The 15,123-nt window shown below is 59.9% G+C and carries 16 protein-coding genes and 1 pseudogene; 12 read left to right on the top strand and 5 right to left on the bottom strand.

Annotated features, from left to right (window positions below):
- Positions 1 to 293 (top strand): annotated as a pseudogene (locus ACYVDE_RS04340) (hypothetical protein); the annotation flags it as partial.
- A 356-nt stretch (positions 294 to 649) separates the two neighbouring features.
- The gene (locus ACYVDE_RS04335; RefSeq protein WP_460500233.1) at positions 650 to 1,108 is read left to right on the top strand and encodes a hypothetical protein; all 459 of its coding nucleotides are present in this window, start codon (positions 650 to 652) and stop codon (positions 1,106 to 1,108) included.
- 55 nt (positions 1,109 to 1,163) lie between these two features.
- On the opposite strand, the gene ACYVDE_RS04330 is transcribed toward ACYVDE_RS04335, so the two are convergent.
- Together ACYVDE_RS04330 and ACYVDE_RS04325 are read right to left on the bottom strand one after the other, a co-directional pair.
- Positions 1,164 to 1,319 (bottom strand): hypothetical protein, encoded by a 156-nt coding sequence (locus tag ACYVDE_RS04330; protein WP_460500232.1) that lies wholly within the window; start codon positions 1,317 to 1,319, stop codon positions 1,164 to 1,166.
- A gap of 97 nt (positions 1,320 to 1,416) precedes the next feature.
- On the bottom strand, positions 1,417 to 2,814 hold the full coding sequence (locus ACYVDE_RS04325; protein WP_460500231.1) for a type III PLP-dependent enzyme domain-containing protein: 1,398 nt from the start codon (positions 2,812 to 2,814) through the stop codon (positions 1,417 to 1,419).
- Positions 2,815 to 3,141: 327 nt separating this feature from the next.
- Here ACYVDE_RS04325 and ACYVDE_RS04320 point away from each other — a divergent pair, with 327 nt between their 5' ends.
- The gene (locus ACYVDE_RS04320; RefSeq protein ID WP_460500230.1) at positions 3,142 to 4,116 is read left to right on the top strand and encodes an arginase; all 975 of its coding nucleotides are present in this window, start codon (positions 3,142 to 3,144) and stop codon (positions 4,114 to 4,116) included.
- A gap of 156 nt (positions 4,117 to 4,272) precedes the next feature.
- Here ACYVDE_RS04320 and ACYVDE_RS04315 read toward each other — a convergent pair whose 3' ends face one another.
- Together ACYVDE_RS04315 and ACYVDE_RS04310 are read right to left on the bottom strand one after the other, a co-directional pair.
- Complete coding sequence (locus tag ACYVDE_RS04315) at positions 4,273 to 4,695, bottom strand: hypothetical protein (protein ID WP_460500229.1); 423 nt, start codon at positions 4,693 to 4,695, stop codon at positions 4,273 to 4,275.
- Between the two features lie 486 nt (positions 4,696 to 5,181).
- Positions 5,182 to 5,544, bottom strand: coding sequence for a winged helix-turn-helix transcriptional regulator (locus tag ACYVDE_RS04310; protein WP_460500228.1), 363 nt, complete (start codon positions 5,542 to 5,544; stop codon positions 5,182 to 5,184).
- Positions 5,545 to 5,712: 168 nt separating this feature from the next.
- Here ACYVDE_RS04310 and ACYVDE_RS04305 point away from each other — a divergent pair, with 168 nt between their 5' ends.
- From ACYVDE_RS04305 to ACYVDE_RS04265, 9 genes are all read left to right on the top strand, one after another.
- On the top strand, positions 5,713 to 6,408 hold the full coding sequence (locus ACYVDE_RS04305) for a nitroreductase family protein (protein ID WP_460500227.1): 696 nt from the start codon (positions 5,713 to 5,715) through the stop codon (positions 6,406 to 6,408).
- 114 nt (positions 6,409 to 6,522) lie between these two features.
- Complete coding sequence (locus ACYVDE_RS04300) at positions 6,523 to 7,083, top strand: hypothetical protein (protein WP_460500226.1); 561 nt, start codon at positions 6,523 to 6,525, stop codon at positions 7,081 to 7,083.
- Between the two features lie 139 nt (positions 7,084 to 7,222).
- Positions 7,223 to 9,019: an arginine--tRNA ligase gene (gene argS / locus ACYVDE_RS04295; RefSeq protein WP_460500225.1), complete on the top strand. Its 1,797-nt coding sequence runs from the start codon at positions 7,223 to 7,225 to the stop codon at positions 9,017 to 9,019.
- 124 nt (positions 9,020 to 9,143) lie between these two features.
- On the top strand, positions 9,144 to 9,725 hold the full coding sequence (locus tag ACYVDE_RS04290) for an LOG family protein (protein ID WP_460500224.1): 582 nt from the start codon (positions 9,144 to 9,146) through the stop codon (positions 9,723 to 9,725).
- Positions 9,726 to 9,846: 121 nt separating this feature from the next.
- Complete coding sequence (locus tag ACYVDE_RS04285) at positions 9,847 to 10,437, top strand: glutathione peroxidase (protein WP_460500223.1); 591 nt, start codon at positions 9,847 to 9,849, stop codon at positions 10,435 to 10,437.
- Between the two features lie 113 nt (positions 10,438 to 10,550).
- Complete coding sequence (locus tag ACYVDE_RS04280; RefSeq protein WP_460500222.1) at positions 10,551 to 11,447, top strand: 1,4-dihydroxy-2-naphthoate polyprenyltransferase; 897 nt, start codon at positions 10,551 to 10,553, stop codon at positions 11,445 to 11,447.
- A gap of 23 nt (positions 11,448 to 11,470) precedes the next feature.
- The gene (locus ACYVDE_RS04275; protein ID WP_460500221.1) at positions 11,471 to 12,034 is read left to right on the top strand and encodes an RNA 2'-phosphotransferase; all 564 of its coding nucleotides are present in this window, start codon (positions 11,471 to 11,473) and stop codon (positions 12,032 to 12,034) included.
- A gap of 62 nt (positions 12,035 to 12,096) precedes the next feature.
- Positions 12,097 to 14,076 (top strand): DUF2075 domain-containing protein, encoded by a 1,980-nt coding sequence (locus ACYVDE_RS04270; protein ID WP_460500220.1) that lies wholly within the window; start codon positions 12,097 to 12,099, stop codon positions 14,074 to 14,076.
- Positions 14,077 to 14,142: 66 nt separating this feature from the next.
- Entirely contained in the window at positions 14,143 to 14,961 is an 819-nt protein-coding gene (locus ACYVDE_RS04265; protein WP_460500219.1) for an SDR family oxidoreductase, read from the top strand.
- On the opposite strand, the gene ACYVDE_RS04260 is transcribed toward ACYVDE_RS04265, so the two are convergent.
- Positions 14,940 to 15,123: hypothetical protein (locus ACYVDE_RS04260; RefSeq protein ID WP_460500218.1), on the bottom strand; the 184-nt coding region annotated here is incomplete at its 5' end. The genes ACYVDE_RS04265 and ACYVDE_RS04260 overlap by 22 nt on opposite strands.

Below are 15,123 nucleotides of genomic sequence, written 5' to 3'. Positions count from 1 at the left end.
AGCGCGGTTTCGCCGATGGGGCCAGCAACGCGGCCCAGTTCTACGGGCCCGCGGGCGTGGCCGTCGACGCGCACGGGGATGTATTCGTGGCCGATGCCGGCAATTATTGCCTCCGCAAAATCACGCCGGCGGGCGTGGTATCGACGGTAGCCGGCACCAAGCGGCCCGGCTATGCCGATGGACCCGTCGGCACGGCGCAGTTCCAGTCACTATCGGGCCTCGCCGCCGGTCCCAAAGGCGTGCTCTACCTCACCGAGTACGGGGAGCGTATTCGCAAAGTCTCCGCTGAGTAGCTACCGGATTTCCACCGCCGAGGCCTGCGCATTTGTGCGGAAATCCGCGAAACCAGAAGCCATAGAAAAAGCCGGTCTCCCACACGGGAAGCCACGCCTACCCGCAGGACAGCAACTCGCTGGTGAAGGCGGCGGGCAGCGACAGCATCACCGCGTATCGGCAGTTGCCGGGGTATATTGAGGTGTCGGTTTTTGGGCCGGGTACGACTGGTAGTAAGCATTTAATCAAACGCTCCGAAAAGGAATAATTTGTTCAATAGAAGGCTATTTTGCGTTACCGAAAACAGCTCGCTCTATTCTTTATTAATCAATTGTAGTCGTTGATGTACCACCTGTACGCTTTCTCAATTCTGTTAGTGGTGTTCTTCTCCACTGGAACCGTCTGCGCACAGCCTACCAAGACTCTGACCGGTCGGGTTCTAAGCGACGAATTGGTAGGGGCTCCGAGGGTCTATATTTACGCTCGGGATACGACCAACATCGGGATGACGGACATGGATGGCAATTTTAAGGTTGACGTTCCTCTTAACACCAACACGCTCATATTCGGAACCGTCGGCATGGAATGGACCACCGTCAAACTAGATGGAGCTTGTTCAAACCTTGAAGTGATACTCATGTCGGCTTCTAGTTTTGATTTTATGTCGGTGAGGCGCGTGAATAGAGAAATGTTTAAGCGTTTTAAGCACTTGCCCCAACTACATCAGCAAGCATATGAAAAGGGGCTTTTTAAATCCCCTGCACCTTGCGCTTCTCCGATTTTTACCGAATGGGTACCACGTTCAGCGAAACGGTCTCAAACTAAAAAGCCATAAAAAAAGGCCGGCCTCCCACGCGGGAAGCCGGCCTTTTTAGCTAAACCTGAAAGCACTACTGGCGCGCGGCGGGCGTGGCGGTGCTGGCCGTGATGGGCGAGGAAATGCGGTTGGCCTCCTTGGTGCTGCTGTAGGCAGGGCACTTCTGGCGGTTGCAGGCACCCAGCGAGAGGGTCAGGCCGGCGGCGGCGAGCAATGCGAACTTTTTCATAATTTATATAAAACGAGATTTAGGGTGACGCGGTTGGGTTTCAAATATACGCAAAGCAAGCAATATCCGGCGCAAAACCGCCAACGTCGAAATTGAATTATTCGTATCCGAGGATGCGCATCATGCTGCCGGCTTCCTGCTGGGGTGCGAAAACGGTATCGGTAAGGGTGCCGTCCTCGGCGCGGTCGAGGATGATGTGCTGGGGGGCGGGGATGAGGCAGTGCTTGATGCCGCCGTAGCCGCTCAGGCTCTCCTGGTAGGCGCCGGTGTGGAAGAAGCCCACGTAGAGCGGCTGCACATCCGATGGCTTGCGCTCGGGCAGGAAGGTCTGGTAGATGTGCTTCTCGGAGTTGTAGTAGTCCTGCGAGTCGCAGGTGAGGCCGCCGAGCTGGATTTTCTTGTACGACTTCTGCCAGCCGTTGAGGGCCAGCATGATGAAGCGCTGGTTCAGGGCCCAGGTGTCGGGCAGGTTGGTGATGAACGAGCCATCAATCATGTACCAGAGTTCCTTGTCGTTCTGCAGCTTCTCGTCGAGGATGCTGTAGATGGTGGCCCCGCTTTCGCCCACGGTGAAGATGCCGAACTCGGTGAAAATGTGGGGCTCGGGCACGCCTTCTTCCTTGCAGATGCGCTGGATGGTGCGCAGGATTTCGGCCACCATGTAGGGGTAGTCGTAGTCGGGCTGGATGCTGGTCTGGATGGGCAGGCCGCCGCCGATGTCGATGGTGGTGAGGGTGGGGCACACCTTGCGCAGCTCGCAGTACTTGTGCACGAAGCGGCTCAGCTCCGACCAGTAATAGGACGTGTCCTTGATGCCGGTGCTGATGAAGTAGTGCAGCATGGTGAGCGTGAAGCGCGGGTCGTCCTTGATGCGCTGCTCGTAGATGGGCACGGCATCGGCGTAGCGCACGCCCAGGCGCGAGGTGTAGAACTGGAAGCGCGGCTCCTCGTCGGAAGCCAGGCGCATGCCGATGTTCACGTTTTCGCGGACGTGGTCGTGGTAGTACTCGATTTCGTTGGGCGAATCGATGATGGGCATGCAGTTCACGAACCCGTCGTTAATCAGGTCGGCGATTTCCTTTTTGTAGGCCTCGGGCTTGAAGCCGTTGCAGATGATGTGCTTCTGCTTGTCGACCTTGCCCTGGGCGTGCAGGTTGCGGATGATGCTGATGTCGAACCACGACGAGGTTTCGAGGTGGATGTCGTTTTTCAGGGCTTCCTCCAGAATAAAGCGGAAGTGCGACGACTTGGTGCAGTAGGCGTAGGAGTAGGAGCCGGTGTAGCCGGTGCTGGCGATGCCATCGGCAAACCATTTCTTGGCCCGCTGAATCTGGGAGCTGATTTTGGGCAGGTAGGTGAGGCGCAGCGGGGTGCCGTATTTCTCGACGAGGGCCATCAGGTCGATGTCGTGGAAGCGCAGCTCGTGGTCCTGCACGGTGAAGTCGGCCGTGGGGAAGTCGAAGGTTTGGGAAATGAGGTCGTGGTACGTATCCATGCGGTTTTTGAAAACGGCGAAAAAGCCCGACCTTTGCGGCGGGTGGTACAAAAGTACCGCCGGGGTCGGGTTAACGGTTGGGAACCGTGTGATGTTCTCTCCTTGCCCCGCCCTTGCATCGTGACGATGGACGATTAGCGACTTGGCTACGGCAGGCTCCGCGCCTGGCGAAAGGCAGCGCTCGACGTCAATTGGCAATGTGCAGTGAACAATGAACAATGAGCCAGGCCCACGTGGGCAGCCGCTCAATTCCTCATTGCTCACTGCTCATTGATAATTGATTTAGAACGATGCCGCCAACCTGCTTACCCAAATTCCCACCCTCCGATGAAACGCATCAAATTACTGGAAGTCCGCTCCGAGCTCGGGGCCGGCACCCGCGGCGCCGGCATGGGCATCGACGCCCTGCGCGTGGCCTGCCTCAACAAAGGCTCCGACTACTTCCGCCGGTTCAATACCGTGACGCTGCCCGATTTGAACCACGTGCTGTTTGATAAAACGCCGTTCCCGTTCGCCAAGCACATCGATGCCATCTATACTGTGCAGAAGGGCATTGCCCAGGCCGTGGAGCAGACGCTGCGCTTCGGCGAGTTTCCGCTGGTGCTGGCCGGCGACCACAGCTCGGCCAACGCCACCATTGCCGGCATCAAGGCCGCCTACCCCACCAAAACGCTGGGCGTGATTTGGATTGATGCCCACGCCGACATTCACTCGCCCTACACCACGCCCAGCGGCAACGTGCACGGCATGCCCCTGGCCGCCTCGCTGGGCGTCGACAACCTGAAGCACCAGCGTAACGTGCCCGACGCGGAAACCGAATTCTTCTGGCGGCGCCTGCAAAACCTGGGCGAGCCCGGCCCCAAGCTGTTGCCCGAGCACTTAGTGTACGTGGTGGTGCGCGATACCGAGGAGGAGGAAGACGCCCTCATCGAAGAGCTGGGCATTAAGTGGGTAAAGCTACCCGAAATCAAGGCCAAGGGCTCACGCCGCCTCACCCGCGAGATTTATGAGCACCTGCGCTTCTGCGACCTGGTGTACATTTCCTTCGACGTCGACAGCCTCGATTCGAGCTTCAGCATCGGCACGGGCACGCCCGTGGAAGACGGCCTCTACCTCTCCGAAGCCGAAAACCTCTGCCAGGACCTGCTGGAAAACGAGCGGGTGGTGTGCTTCGAGATGGTCGAAATCAACCCCACGCTGGACAACGGCAACACGATGGCCAAAAACGCCTTCAACATTCTGGAGAAAGCCACCGATGCCATCGAGCGCCGGCTGCGGCTGGAGGAAGTAGTGAGCCGGTAGGTTGTGCGGCCAGCGCGGCAGTACGGCCGCCTAAGCCGCTGCAGAAATAGAGAGTCCCGCCAGTTGCTGGCGGGGCTTTTTTGGTGGGTTATTTCGTTTGGCAGAATAACTCGTGAAAAATTAGTAGGCTAAAAATTCTACCGTTTCCCTGAACGCCTATTTGCGGTGTTCTGCTGCCCGTTTGCGGTAGCCTTGGGCGTCTTGCTGCATCAATTGCAGAAGTTCTAGCCTTGCCCCGGAGTCGAGGCCGGGTAACCGGGTAAGGCTGACCACCATCTTGTCAACGGAACGAAGCGAATCCTGCGCCATTTGGTCGTCGGAGAGTTGCGTGTCGATGGCCCCCGTCCGGCTGAGCAGCATCCACGTCGGGCTCCGGTGATTGCCAACTTCGTCGTAAACCGTCAGCAGCGCGTACCGGCCGTTGGAGGTAAGTTGTTGAAAGGCGCAAAAGTCGTGCGCCTCATAGGGGCGGCGGCGGGTATCGACCTTGAGGATGAGTGTGGCATTGACCACGGCCCGCGTTTCACGTGTGAGGCACAGCTCGCTGACGCGAAGGCACTTCTCGGGCGTGGCCACCAAGAGATTCTGTCCCGCGCAAGCCGGCAAGAGCACCGTAGTCAACAGCAGTAGCCAGCGTCTAGGAAGAGCCATGAAGAGAGGAGAATGCGAACTCGGACTTGATGCAATCCGGCTGCAAAAATTACGCTCTTTTCAGTAGACTACTGATGAAAAGCACTACCTGAATCTATAAGGGGCGGAAACAGACCTAAACAGGCAGGCCCGAGTTTAAGAAACGCGTCTACAAATCAAAGTTTAAGAAACGCTGTTTGAAAATGAGTTTCGTAAACTCAACGGAGCATAACAGCAAGCCCCGCCAGCCACTGACGGGGCGTTGTGTTGCGTTAAGTTTGGGTTATTCGGCCGGCGGGGGCGGGGCATTAGCGCGAATTCTAGCTATGCCGACCTTCGGTTGTAGTTGGGGCCGGCCGCAGTTTAGCGCGCAAAGTGCAATTACTGCAGGCCGACGGTGAGGGGAGCCGTTAGCCGGCGCGGCCGCCTGACAGCTTAAACCGCCGACGAGGCTTCTGCCGCCTCGGTCGGGAAGTTGCGCGTGTAGTGCATGGCCCCCCAGGCATAGAGCGCGTCGAGTACGGGCTGCAGGGTCTGGCCGTAGTCGCTCAGGCGGTACTCTACCCGCGGGGGCACTTCGGCAAACACCTGCCGCTGGATGATGCCGTCTTTCTCCAGCTCCTTGAGCTGCTGGGTGAGCACCTTCTGCGACACACCCACGGCCCGCTGCAGCTCGCCGAAACGCATGGTGCGGTCGCGCAGGTGCAGCAGGATGCTGGTTTTCCACTTGCCGCCCACCATGGCCACACTGGCCCCAATGGCGCAGCTCCAGATTTCCTTCGAGACGGGAGTCTTCATAAATAATTGATTGTCAACAATAGTTTCCCGGAGGAAACAGCCTGACATAAAGGTGCCTACTTGATAAATGTACGCCAATGGGCGCACCTTTGCAGTGTTATTCCCACGGGCCAGGTGCCCCGGCCCCGCGTAAGCCGCCGGGCATCCGCCCAATTATTCCCCATTAGCATGAGCTTACTCGAAGATTTGAACTGGCGCTACGCCACCAAAAAGATGAACGGCGCGAAGGTGCCGCAGGAAAAAGTAGATTACATCCTGGAAGCGGCCCGGCTGGCCCCGTCGTCGTCGGGCCTGCAGCAGTACAAGGTGATTGTGATTTCGGACCCAGCCCTGCTGGAAAAAATCAAGGGCCTGGCCTACAACCAGAGCCAGATTACGGACTGCTCGCACCTGCTGGTGTTCGTGGCCTGGGACGGCTACACCGACGAGCGGGTGAGCACCGTCTTCAATTACACCATGGATGAGCGCGGCCTGCCCCACAGCACCATGGATGCCTACAAAACCAACCTGCTGGGCATGCTGAACGCGGCCACCCCCGAGTGGCAGGCCCACCACGCGGCCAAGCAGAGCTACATCGCCCTGGGCCTGGCCATGGCCGCCGCCGCCGAGCAGCGCGTGGATGCCACCCCGATGGAAGGCTTCTTGGCCGATAAGCTCGACGAGCTGCTCCGGCTGCCCGGCACCGGCTATAAGAGCGCTGTGCTGCTGCCCCTAGGCTACCGCGAGGAGGCCAACGACTGGCTGGTGAACATGAAAAAAGTGCGGACCCCCAAGGCGGCATTCGTCACGGAAATGACGCTGGCCGACGCGGCCGATATCGAGGTGGCGCCGATGAAGAGCCTGACCGGCGACTCGGATAACTAAGGTCGGTATCGCTTTAAAAGGCTGCAAAAAGCCCCGCCAGTAGCTGGCGGGGCTTTTTTGTTAGGCAAATAAGTAGTTTCGCAGAATAGCCGTCATAGCTAAACCGGTAATAATATGGGCCTTCATCTGGCAGAAATACGATTCGATACAGGAGTTCCTTCTTTTCAAAGCATTCGCGAGCAGTATAAACGACAGACGGGATTGAATATTGAGCTAGTCGCTACCATCCATTTGGCTACGGGCGAATTTGCAGACTTGCTACAAGAGCCATCTATGCTCCTTTCGGAACTGCAGGCAGACGCAGACGCAGTAGCCAGAATAGATGCCCGATACAAAGCAGAACTTGCCCCTCTTATATCAATTGGCCATTATGAGAAGGCGGCTGGAGTCAGAGACCGGAAGAACGAGGCGAAGAAACACCTAAATCATATCAGTCATATTGAGGTCGTAGTTGATTATGGGACTTTCTATCCTATCCAGATTTATGCTCATGGGAAAAAGGTAATGGTTGAGATGTACCATAATCATTATTATGCGGTGACTTCTCTAATCAAGACGTTGGTCGATTTAGGAGGGCAATATGGATATGCTGACAAGGTGCTAGCACTACCGAAAAGCTGGCTTAAACTCAAACAGTGGCAAGATTACAGGTGGTATAATCGACCTAGAAAGTGAATAGCTTAACGCTACAGCTAGCCACTAACGGAGCGTGCTATTGCAGCAAGCTCCGGCGAACTATTCGGCCGCGAGCGCCGCGCCGGTGCCCCCTCTTTTTTGGAGAGGGGGTCAGGGGGTGAGGTTGTACCTTTGCCCCGTGCAACAGTTAGAATCTTCCCTCAAAACCGCCCTGCAAACCGCCGCTCAGGCCGTTTTTGGCGTTGAAATCCCCGTCGCCAGCCTCACGCTCCAGCCCACGCGCAAGGAGTTTGCCGGCAGCTTCACCCTTGTTACTTTCCCGCTCACCAAGGCGCTGGGCAAAGGCCCCGAGCAAATCGGCCAGGCCCTGGGCGAGTGGCTGAAAGCCCACGAGCCCCGCGTGCGCGGCTATAACGTGGTCAAAGGCTTCCTCAACCTCGAAATTGCCGACTCGGAGTGGCTGAGCCAGTTTGCGCAGCTGCGGCAGCAGCCCGCCACCGCGCCCGTGGGCACCAACGGCGGCCCGCAGAACGTGATTGTGGAGTACTCCTCGCCCAACACCAACAAGCCCCTGCACCTGGGCCACCTGCGCAACAACTTCCTGGGCTACTCGGTGGCCGAGATTCTGAAAGCTACCGGCGCCACTGTCACCAAGGCCAACCTGGTGAACGACCGCGGCATCCACATCTGCAAGTCGATGATTGCCTACCAGCACTTCGGCCACGGCGAAACTCCCGAGAGCGCCGGCATGAAGGGCGACCACCTCGCCGGCAAGTACTACGTGCTGTTTGAGAAGCATTACCGTGAGGAAATTAAGCAGCTCGAAGCCGAAGGCGTGGCCACCGACATCGCCAAAAAGCAAGCCCCACTCATGGCCGAGGCCCAGCAGATGCTGCAAGCTTGGGAAGCCGGCGACCCCGACGTGAAGGCCCTCTGGAGCCAGATGAACGGCTGGGTGTACGAAGGCTTCGACGCGACGTACAAGAACATCGGCGTCGATTTCGACCAGTACTACTACGAGTCCGAAACCTACCTGCTGGGCAAGGAGCGGGTGGAAGAAGGCCTCGAAAAAGGCGTGTTTTTCAAGAAAGACAACGGCGCGGTGTGGGTTGATTTGCAGGCCGAGGGCTTGGACGAAAAGCTCCTGCTCCGCGCCGACGGCACCAGCGTGTACATCACCCAAGACCTGGGCACGGCCGAGCTCAAGTACCAGGATTTCGGCTACGACAGCAGCATCTACGTTATCGCCGACGAGCAGAACTACCACATGCAGGTGCTGCAGGCCACGCTCAAAAAGCTGGGCAAGCCCTACGCCGACGCCATTCACCACCTCAGCTACGGAATGGTGGATTTGCCCTCGGGCAAGATGAAGTCACGTGAAGGCACCGTGGTGGATGCCGACGAGCTGGTGGCCGACGTGGTGGCCGCCGCCAAAGCCGCCACCCTTGAAAAAGGCAAAACCGAAGGCCTCAGCGATGCCGAGCTGGAAGAGCTCTACCACATGCTGGGCCTGGGCGCGCTGAAATACTACCTGCTGAAGGTGGACCCCAAGAAGCGCATGCTCTTCAACCCCGAAGAGTCGGTGAGCCTGGAAGGCCACACGGGGCCGTTCATCCAGTATTCGCACGCTCGTATTGCCGCCATCCGCCGCAAAGCCGCCGAGCTGGGCATCGACGACCAGGCCGACTGGAGCAACATCACGGCGCTGGAAGCGACTGAGCAGGAGCTGATTCAGGAACTGGCCCGTTACGCCGGCGTGGTGGCCGAAGCGGCGCGCAACCTTTCGCCCGCCGTCATCGCTCAGTACGCCTACGACCTGGCCAAAGCCTACAACCGCTTTTACGCCGAGGTGTCGATTTTCCAGGAAACCGACCCGGCTAAGCGCAGCCTGCGGGTGGCGCTGTCGGCGCGGGTAGGCGAGCAGATTAAAGCCGCCATGGGCCTGCTGGGCATCCAGGTGCCCGAGCGCATGTAATCCGTCGGCACGATGTAGAGACGCGATATTTCGCATCTCCGCGTTGCTGATGTTGTTGCGCCCGCGAAGAGTAAATCGTTCAACGAGGAGACGTGAAGTGTCGCGTCTCTACATCGTTTTATCAATGAAAAGCATTGCCGTTTACTGTGGTTCCAGCGCCGGAACCAACCCGAATTACATTACCCAGGCGCAGGCCCTGGCCAGGGCCATGGTGGCCCAGGACATCACGCTGGTGTACGGCGGCGGCCGCGTGGGCCTGATGGGCACCATCGCCGATGCCGTGCTGGCGGAAGGCGGCAAAGTAGTGGGCGTAATTCCCGATTTTCTGGATGCCAAGGAGCTAGCCCACAAGGGCTGCACCGAGCTGCACGTGGTGAAATCCATGCACGAGCGCAAGCTCATGATGGCCGACCGTGCCGAGGGCTTCATCGCCATGCCCGGCGGCTATGGCACCCTCGAAGAGCTGTTCGAGGTCCTCACCTGGGGCCAGCTCGGCCTGCACCGCAAGCCCGTGGCCCTGCTGAACGTAGACGGCTACTACGACCTGCTGCTGCAAGCCCTCGACCGCATGGCCGCCGACCAGCTGCTGCGCGCCGAAAACCGCGCCCAGCTTCTGCAATCGGCCGACCCGGTGGAGGTGCTGCGGCAAATGACCGCCTACCAGCCCGTGCAGCTGGAAAAGTGGCTGACGCCGCCTACGACGTGATGGTAGCGCGGACTTTTAGTCCGCGAGTGTTAGTCAACTAATTCGTGGGCTATAAAGTCCGCGCTACTGTCCGAAACCCTGCTGGCTTCCGAATGGTTGAGCACATAATTATTCCCGCTCCATGAAAAAGTCTCTTCTCCTCACGCTGGCCACTGCTGCTTCTGCCGTGGCGTTCATTGCCGCTAAACCCGCCAATTCCATTGCCATGACCGAAACTGCCGAAACCACCGCCGCCCCCACGTCCGTGTACGACTTCACGGTGAAATCCATCGACGGCAAGGATGTGAAGCTGAGCCAGTACAAGGGCAAGAAGCTGCTGATTGTGAATACGGCTTCGGAGTGCGGCTACACCCCGCAGTACAAGGAGCTGGAACAGCTCTACAAGCAGCATGGCGACAAGGTGACCGTGCTAGGTTTCCCGGCCAACAATTTCGGCGGGCAGGAGCCGGGCACCGAGGCCCAGATTGCCACCTTCTGTGAGAAAAACTACGGCGTGACGTTCCCGCTCTTCAGCAAGGTCTCGGTGAAGGGTGTCGACATGGCTCCGCTCTACCAGTACCTGTCGGACAAAAGCAAGAACGGCGCGGTAGGAGAGGCCCCCACCTGGAATTTCTGCAAGTACCTGGTAGATGAGAAAGGCCACGTGGTGAAGTTCTACCCCTCGAAGGTGACGCCCCTGAGCCCTGAGCTGCTGGCCGATATTGCCAAGTAGCTAGTTATTTTGTCATCCTGAGCGCAGCGAAGGACCTTATCGCGTTGGAGTAATTCGGCCAACGTGATGAGGTCCTTCGCTGCGCTCAGGATGATACTTTTTTCCTGATGCCCATGTCTCCCTGGATTTCCGCTTTTCGCCCCCGCACCTTGCCGCTAGCCCTGGCCAGCATTCTCACCGGCGGTTTTCTGGCCAAGGCCAATGGCCAGTTCAATGGCATCGTGGTGGCGCTGGCGGCTCTCACCACCATCCTGCTCCAAATCCTGAGCAACCTGGCCAACGACTACGGTGACTCGCAGAACGGGGCCGACAGCGTGCACCGCGAGGGGCCGCAGCGCGCCGTGCAGAGCGGCGCCATCACGCCCGCCCAGATGAAGCGCGGCATGTGGATTTGCGGGCTGCTGGCGCTGGGCAGCGGGCTGGCGCTGCTGTGGGTGGCGTTGGGCGCGGCCGGGCTGGGCTTATTTCTGGCGTTTCTGGCGCTGGGGCTGGCCGCCATCTGGGCGGCGGTGAACTACACGGCGGGCTCGAACCCCTACGGCTACGCAGGCTTCGGCGATATTTCGGTGTTCCTGTTTTTTGGCATTGTGGGCGTGTGCGGCACGTATTTCCTGCAAACCCGCACGCTGCCACTACAGGTACTGCTACCGGCCGCCGCGCTCGGCTGCTTCGCCACGGCGGTGCTGAACGTGAACAACATCCGCGACATCAACTCCGACGTGCTGGCGGGCAAAATCACCATTCCGGTGCGGCTGGGGGCGGTGCACGCCCGGCGCTACCACTGGCTGCTGCTCATCATCGGGGTGGGTTGCGCGGCGGTATTTGTGGCGCTCACGTATCATTCGCCCTGGCAGTGGCTGTTTGCGCTGGCTGTGCCGCTGTTCGTGTTCAACGCCCTGCAGGTGTGGCAGCGGCAGGAGTCGATGCAGATTGACCCGCTGCTGAAGCAGATGGCGCTGAGCACGCTGGTATTCACGGTGCTGTTCGGGGTGGGGCAGGTGCTGGGGTAAAGCGTCTAGCTGTATTTTCGGGCATGCTTTCCGAAAAAGAAACAACCCGCCGCAGCAAGCTGCTGAGTCTCATATTGCGCCATAACCCAGCCCACATTGGCCTCGCCCTCGATAAGCAGGGCTGGGCCGACGTTCCCACTTTGCTGGTGCAGCTGGCCAAACACCAGCAGCCGCTGACGCTGGCGGAGCTGGAGTACATCGTCGATACCAACGCCAAGCAGCGCTTCCGCTTCAGCGACGACCGCCATCGGATTCGGGCCAGCCAGGGCCATTCGGTAGAGGTTGAATTGGACTACGCGCCCGTGACGCCACCCGAGTTGCTGTACCACGGCACGGCCATCCAGCATCAGGAAAGTATTGTGCGGGAAGGCCTGCGCAAAATGTCCCGTCACCACGTGCACCTGAGCGCCGACCTGTCCACGGCCCGCACCGTGGGCCAGCGCCACGGCCGGCTGGTGCTGTTTGAAGTGGCAGCCGGGGCGCTGCACCGCGCTGGCCACGCCTTCTACCAAGCCGACAACGGCGTGTGGCTGACGGACGCGGTGCCGCCGGAGTATCTGCAGCTGTTGGCGGCAGAAGCGAAATAGCCAACTGCCAACCAGCCGCGGGTGTGCAGTGGGTTTACCTTGCAGCCTCTACTCACCGCTGCATGCAACGCGCCTACTACCACGCCCCAATTGCCGACTTCCTGGCCCACGACGAAAACCATATTATGGGCGCGCTGGCCGTAGCCCACACGCACGCACTCGAAGAGCTGCAAAAAGAGGCCTGGCAGCAGCAGATTCGCATTTTAAAACGCGAGCTCACCGGTTTTGCCGATGGCTACGTGCTGTTCGAGGTGGCTATTCCGCGCATGGGCAAGCGGGCCGATGTGCTGCTGCTGCTGGCCGATGCCGTGTTTGTGCTCGAATTTAAAGTGGGCAGCACGACATACGACCAGAGCGGCCAAGACCAGGTACTCGATTACGCGCTCGACCTGAAAAATTTCCACGCCGGCAGCCACCACGCCCGCATTTTGCCAGTGCTGGTGGCCACCCGAGCCGCCGCGGCCATCAACCAGCTTCGGCCTTATGATGATGGCCTGCATGAGCCGCTACTCTCCAATGCCGCACAGCTGGCTGCCGTGCTGCAGTTGGGCTTGGCGTCGCCCAGCGGCGCACCCCTAAGCCCGGCCGCGTGGCTGCATGCCGGCTACCAGCCCACGCCCACTATCATCGAAGCCGCGCAGGCGCTCTACAAAGGCCATCAGGTCACCGACATTACCCGCTCCGACGCGGGCGCGGCCAACCTGGCCATCACTGGGTCCTGCATCTCGGCCATCATCGACGATGCCAAAACCCGCGGGCGCAAGGCCATTTGCTTCGTAACGGGTGTGCCGGGCGCGGGCAAAACGCTGGCCGGCCTCAACATTGCCACCGAGCGCACCCGGGTTGATGCGCAGGAGCACGCCGTATTTCTCTCCGGCAATGGGCCGCTGGTGGAGGTATTGCGCGAAGCCCTGGCCCGCGACAAGGTGAAGGACGAGAAACAGCGCGGGGGCCGCCTTGGCAAGAAACAAGCGGTGTCGCAGGTGCAGTCATTCATTCAGAACATCCACCATTTCCGCGACGAGGCCCTGCGCCACGCGGGGCCGCCCGTCGAGCGCGTCACGGTGTTCGATGAGGCGCAGCGGGCGTGGTCGGCGCAGCAGGCCAGCAAATTCATGCAGCAGAAGCGCGGGCAGGCCGATTTCTCCATGTCGGAGCCCGAGTTTTTGGTGGAAGTGATGGACCGCCACCCCGACTGGTGCACGGTGGTGTGCCTGATTGGCGGCGGCCAGGAAATCAACACCGGTGAGGCTGGCCTCGAAGAGTGGCTGCGCGCGTTCGAAACGCGCTTTGCGGGCTGGGACATCTATTACTCGCACCGCATCCGCACCGACCGCAACTACCTGCCTAATCTCGCCGCCTTGGCCCGGCTCGATGCCCTGCAAGCCGCGCCGCTCGACGAGCTACACCTCGCCGTATCGGTTCGCTCCTTTCGGGCTGAGCAACTGGCGGCCTTCGTGCAGGCCGTGCTCGATGCCGACCTGGATGCAGCGCGGCGGCTCTACACCACGCATTTGCAGCAGGTATATCCGTTGCGCCTCACCCGCCGGCTCGAAACGGCCCGAGAGTGGCTCCGCCAACACGCGCGCGGCACCGAGCGCTGCGGGCTGGTGGCCTCGTCGGGCGCACACCGGCTCAAGCCGTTGGGATTGAATATCAAGGATAAGATTGATGCGCCGGTCTGGTTCCTCAACGACCAAGCTGACGTGCGCTCATCGTACTACCTCGAAGACGTGGCCACCGAATTCGATATTCAGGGCTTGGAGCTGGACTGGGTGGGCGTGGCCTGGGATGCCGATTTGCAACTGCACGAGGGGCAGTGGCATTACCAGAAATTCGTGGGTACCAAGTGGCAGCAGTGCCACACGCCCGACAGCCGCCGCTACCTCCTCAATGCCTACCGGGTGCTGCTTACGCGCGCCCGGCAGGGCATGGTGCTGTTCATACCGGAAGGCAGTGCAGCCGACCCCACGCGGTTGCCGGAGTTCTATCAGGGCGTCTATGATTTCCTGCGGGAAGTAGGTATTCCGGAGCTGGAGTAGGAGCGGCGTTAAAGCAAAAGCCGGGTTCGTGCGTTGAGTAGGAAACACGCTTAACGATTTCCAACCATGCCTAAAACCGTCTTCATCACCGGCACTTCCACCGGCATTGGCGCCGCCACGGTGCGCTTGTTTGCCCAGCACGGCTGGCAGGTGGCCGCCACCCTGCGCAACCCCGCCGACGCCAAATTCGACGACCTGCCTACCGTGCGTACCTACGCCCTCGACGTGACCGAGGAAGGTGCCGCGGTCCGCGCCATTGAGCAGGCCCACGCCGATTTCGGCCGCCTCGATGTGCTCATCAACAACGCCGGCTACGGCCTCGTCGGTCCTTTTGAAACGGCCACCGAAGCCCAGATTCAGCAGCAGTTTGCTACCAACGTCTTCGGCGTGTTTGCCGTGACGCGGGCCGCGTTGCCCATTATGCGCGAGCAAAAATCCGGCGTCATTATCAATATCACGTCGGTAGGCGGCCGCACGGCTTTCCCGATGAACTCGCTCTACCACGCCACCAAATTCGGCCTTGATGGCTTCTCCGAGTCGCTGTGGTATGAGCTGGCGCCCTTCGGCATTCAGGTGAAAGTGGTAGCGCCCGGCGGCGTGGCCACCGACTTCGCCACCCGCTCGCTGCAAATGACCATCGACCCGGCCAACGAAACCGACCCCTACGCCGCCCAGGTGCGCAACGTGCTGGCCGCCTTCGGCGCGCGCGGCGGTGCGGCCAGCCAGCCCGAGCAGATTGCTGAAGTCATCTACACCGCCGCTACTGACGGCACCACGCAGCTCCGCTACATTGCCGGCGACGATGCCAAGGCCATTCTCGGCACCAAAGCCCAACTGAGCAAAGCCGATTTTGCCGCCATGATTCAGAAGAATTTCGGGGTGTAGCCGCGTGCTAATAAAGCCTTGTAGGACAATAAAAAAGCGGCCCCAAGAGGCCGCTTTTTTATTGAAGCATAGTTCGCCGCTATTCGGCCGAAGCAGCGGGCGCCGCTGGGGCTGCCGGCGTTTCGCCAGTGGCGCCGGTGGGTGCCAAGCCCTCCGGCTTCG

The organism is Hymenobacter agri (genome assembly GCF_054778495.1).
This window is presented reverse-complemented; position numbering and strand designations above follow the sequence as displayed.

Excerpts from the sequence above, each read along its gene's own strand:
- ACYVDE_RS04330 (WP_460500232.1), bottom strand. The coding sequence starts at position 1,319 with ATGAAAAAGTTCGCATTGCTCGCCGCCGCCGGCCTGACCCTCTCGCTG.
- ACYVDE_RS04325 (WP_460500231.1), bottom strand. The coding sequence starts at position 2,814 with ATGGATACGTACCACGACCTCATTTCCCAAACCTTCGACTTCCCCACG.
- ACYVDE_RS04320 (WP_460500230.1), top strand. The coding sequence starts at position 3,142 with ATGAAACGCATCAAATTACTGGAAGTCCGCTCCGAGCTCGGGGCCGGC.
- ACYVDE_RS04310 (WP_460500228.1), bottom strand. The coding sequence starts at position 5,544 with ATGAAGACTCCCGTCTCGAAGGAAATCTGGAGCTGCGCCATTGGGGCC.
- ACYVDE_RS04305 (WP_460500227.1), top strand. The coding sequence starts at position 5,713 with ATGAGCTTACTCGAAGATTTGAACTGGCGCTACGCCACCAAAAAGATG.
- ACYVDE_RS04300 (WP_460500226.1), top strand. The coding sequence starts at position 6,523 with ATGGGCCTTCATCTGGCAGAAATACGATTCGATACAGGAGTTCCTTCT.
- ACYVDE_RS04290 (WP_460500224.1), top strand. The coding sequence starts at position 9,144 with ATGAAAAGCATTGCCGTTTACTGTGGTTCCAGCGCCGGAACCAACCCG.
- ACYVDE_RS04285 (WP_460500223.1), top strand. The coding sequence starts at position 9,847 with ATGAAAAAGTCTCTTCTCCTCACGCTGGCCACTGCTGCTTCTGCCGTG.
- ACYVDE_RS04280 (WP_460500222.1), top strand. The coding sequence starts at position 10,551 with ATGTCTCCCTGGATTTCCGCTTTTCGCCCCCGCACCTTGCCGCTAGCC.
- ACYVDE_RS04275 (WP_460500221.1), top strand. The coding sequence starts at position 11,471 with ATGCTTTCCGAAAAAGAAACAACCCGCCGCAGCAAGCTGCTGAGTCTC.
- ACYVDE_RS04270 (WP_460500220.1), top strand. The coding sequence starts at position 12,097 with ATGCAACGCGCCTACTACCACGCCCCAATTGCCGACTTCCTGGCCCAC.
- ACYVDE_RS04265 (WP_460500219.1), top strand. The coding sequence starts at position 14,143 with ATGCCTAAAACCGTCTTCATCACCGGCACTTCCACCGGCATTGGCGCC.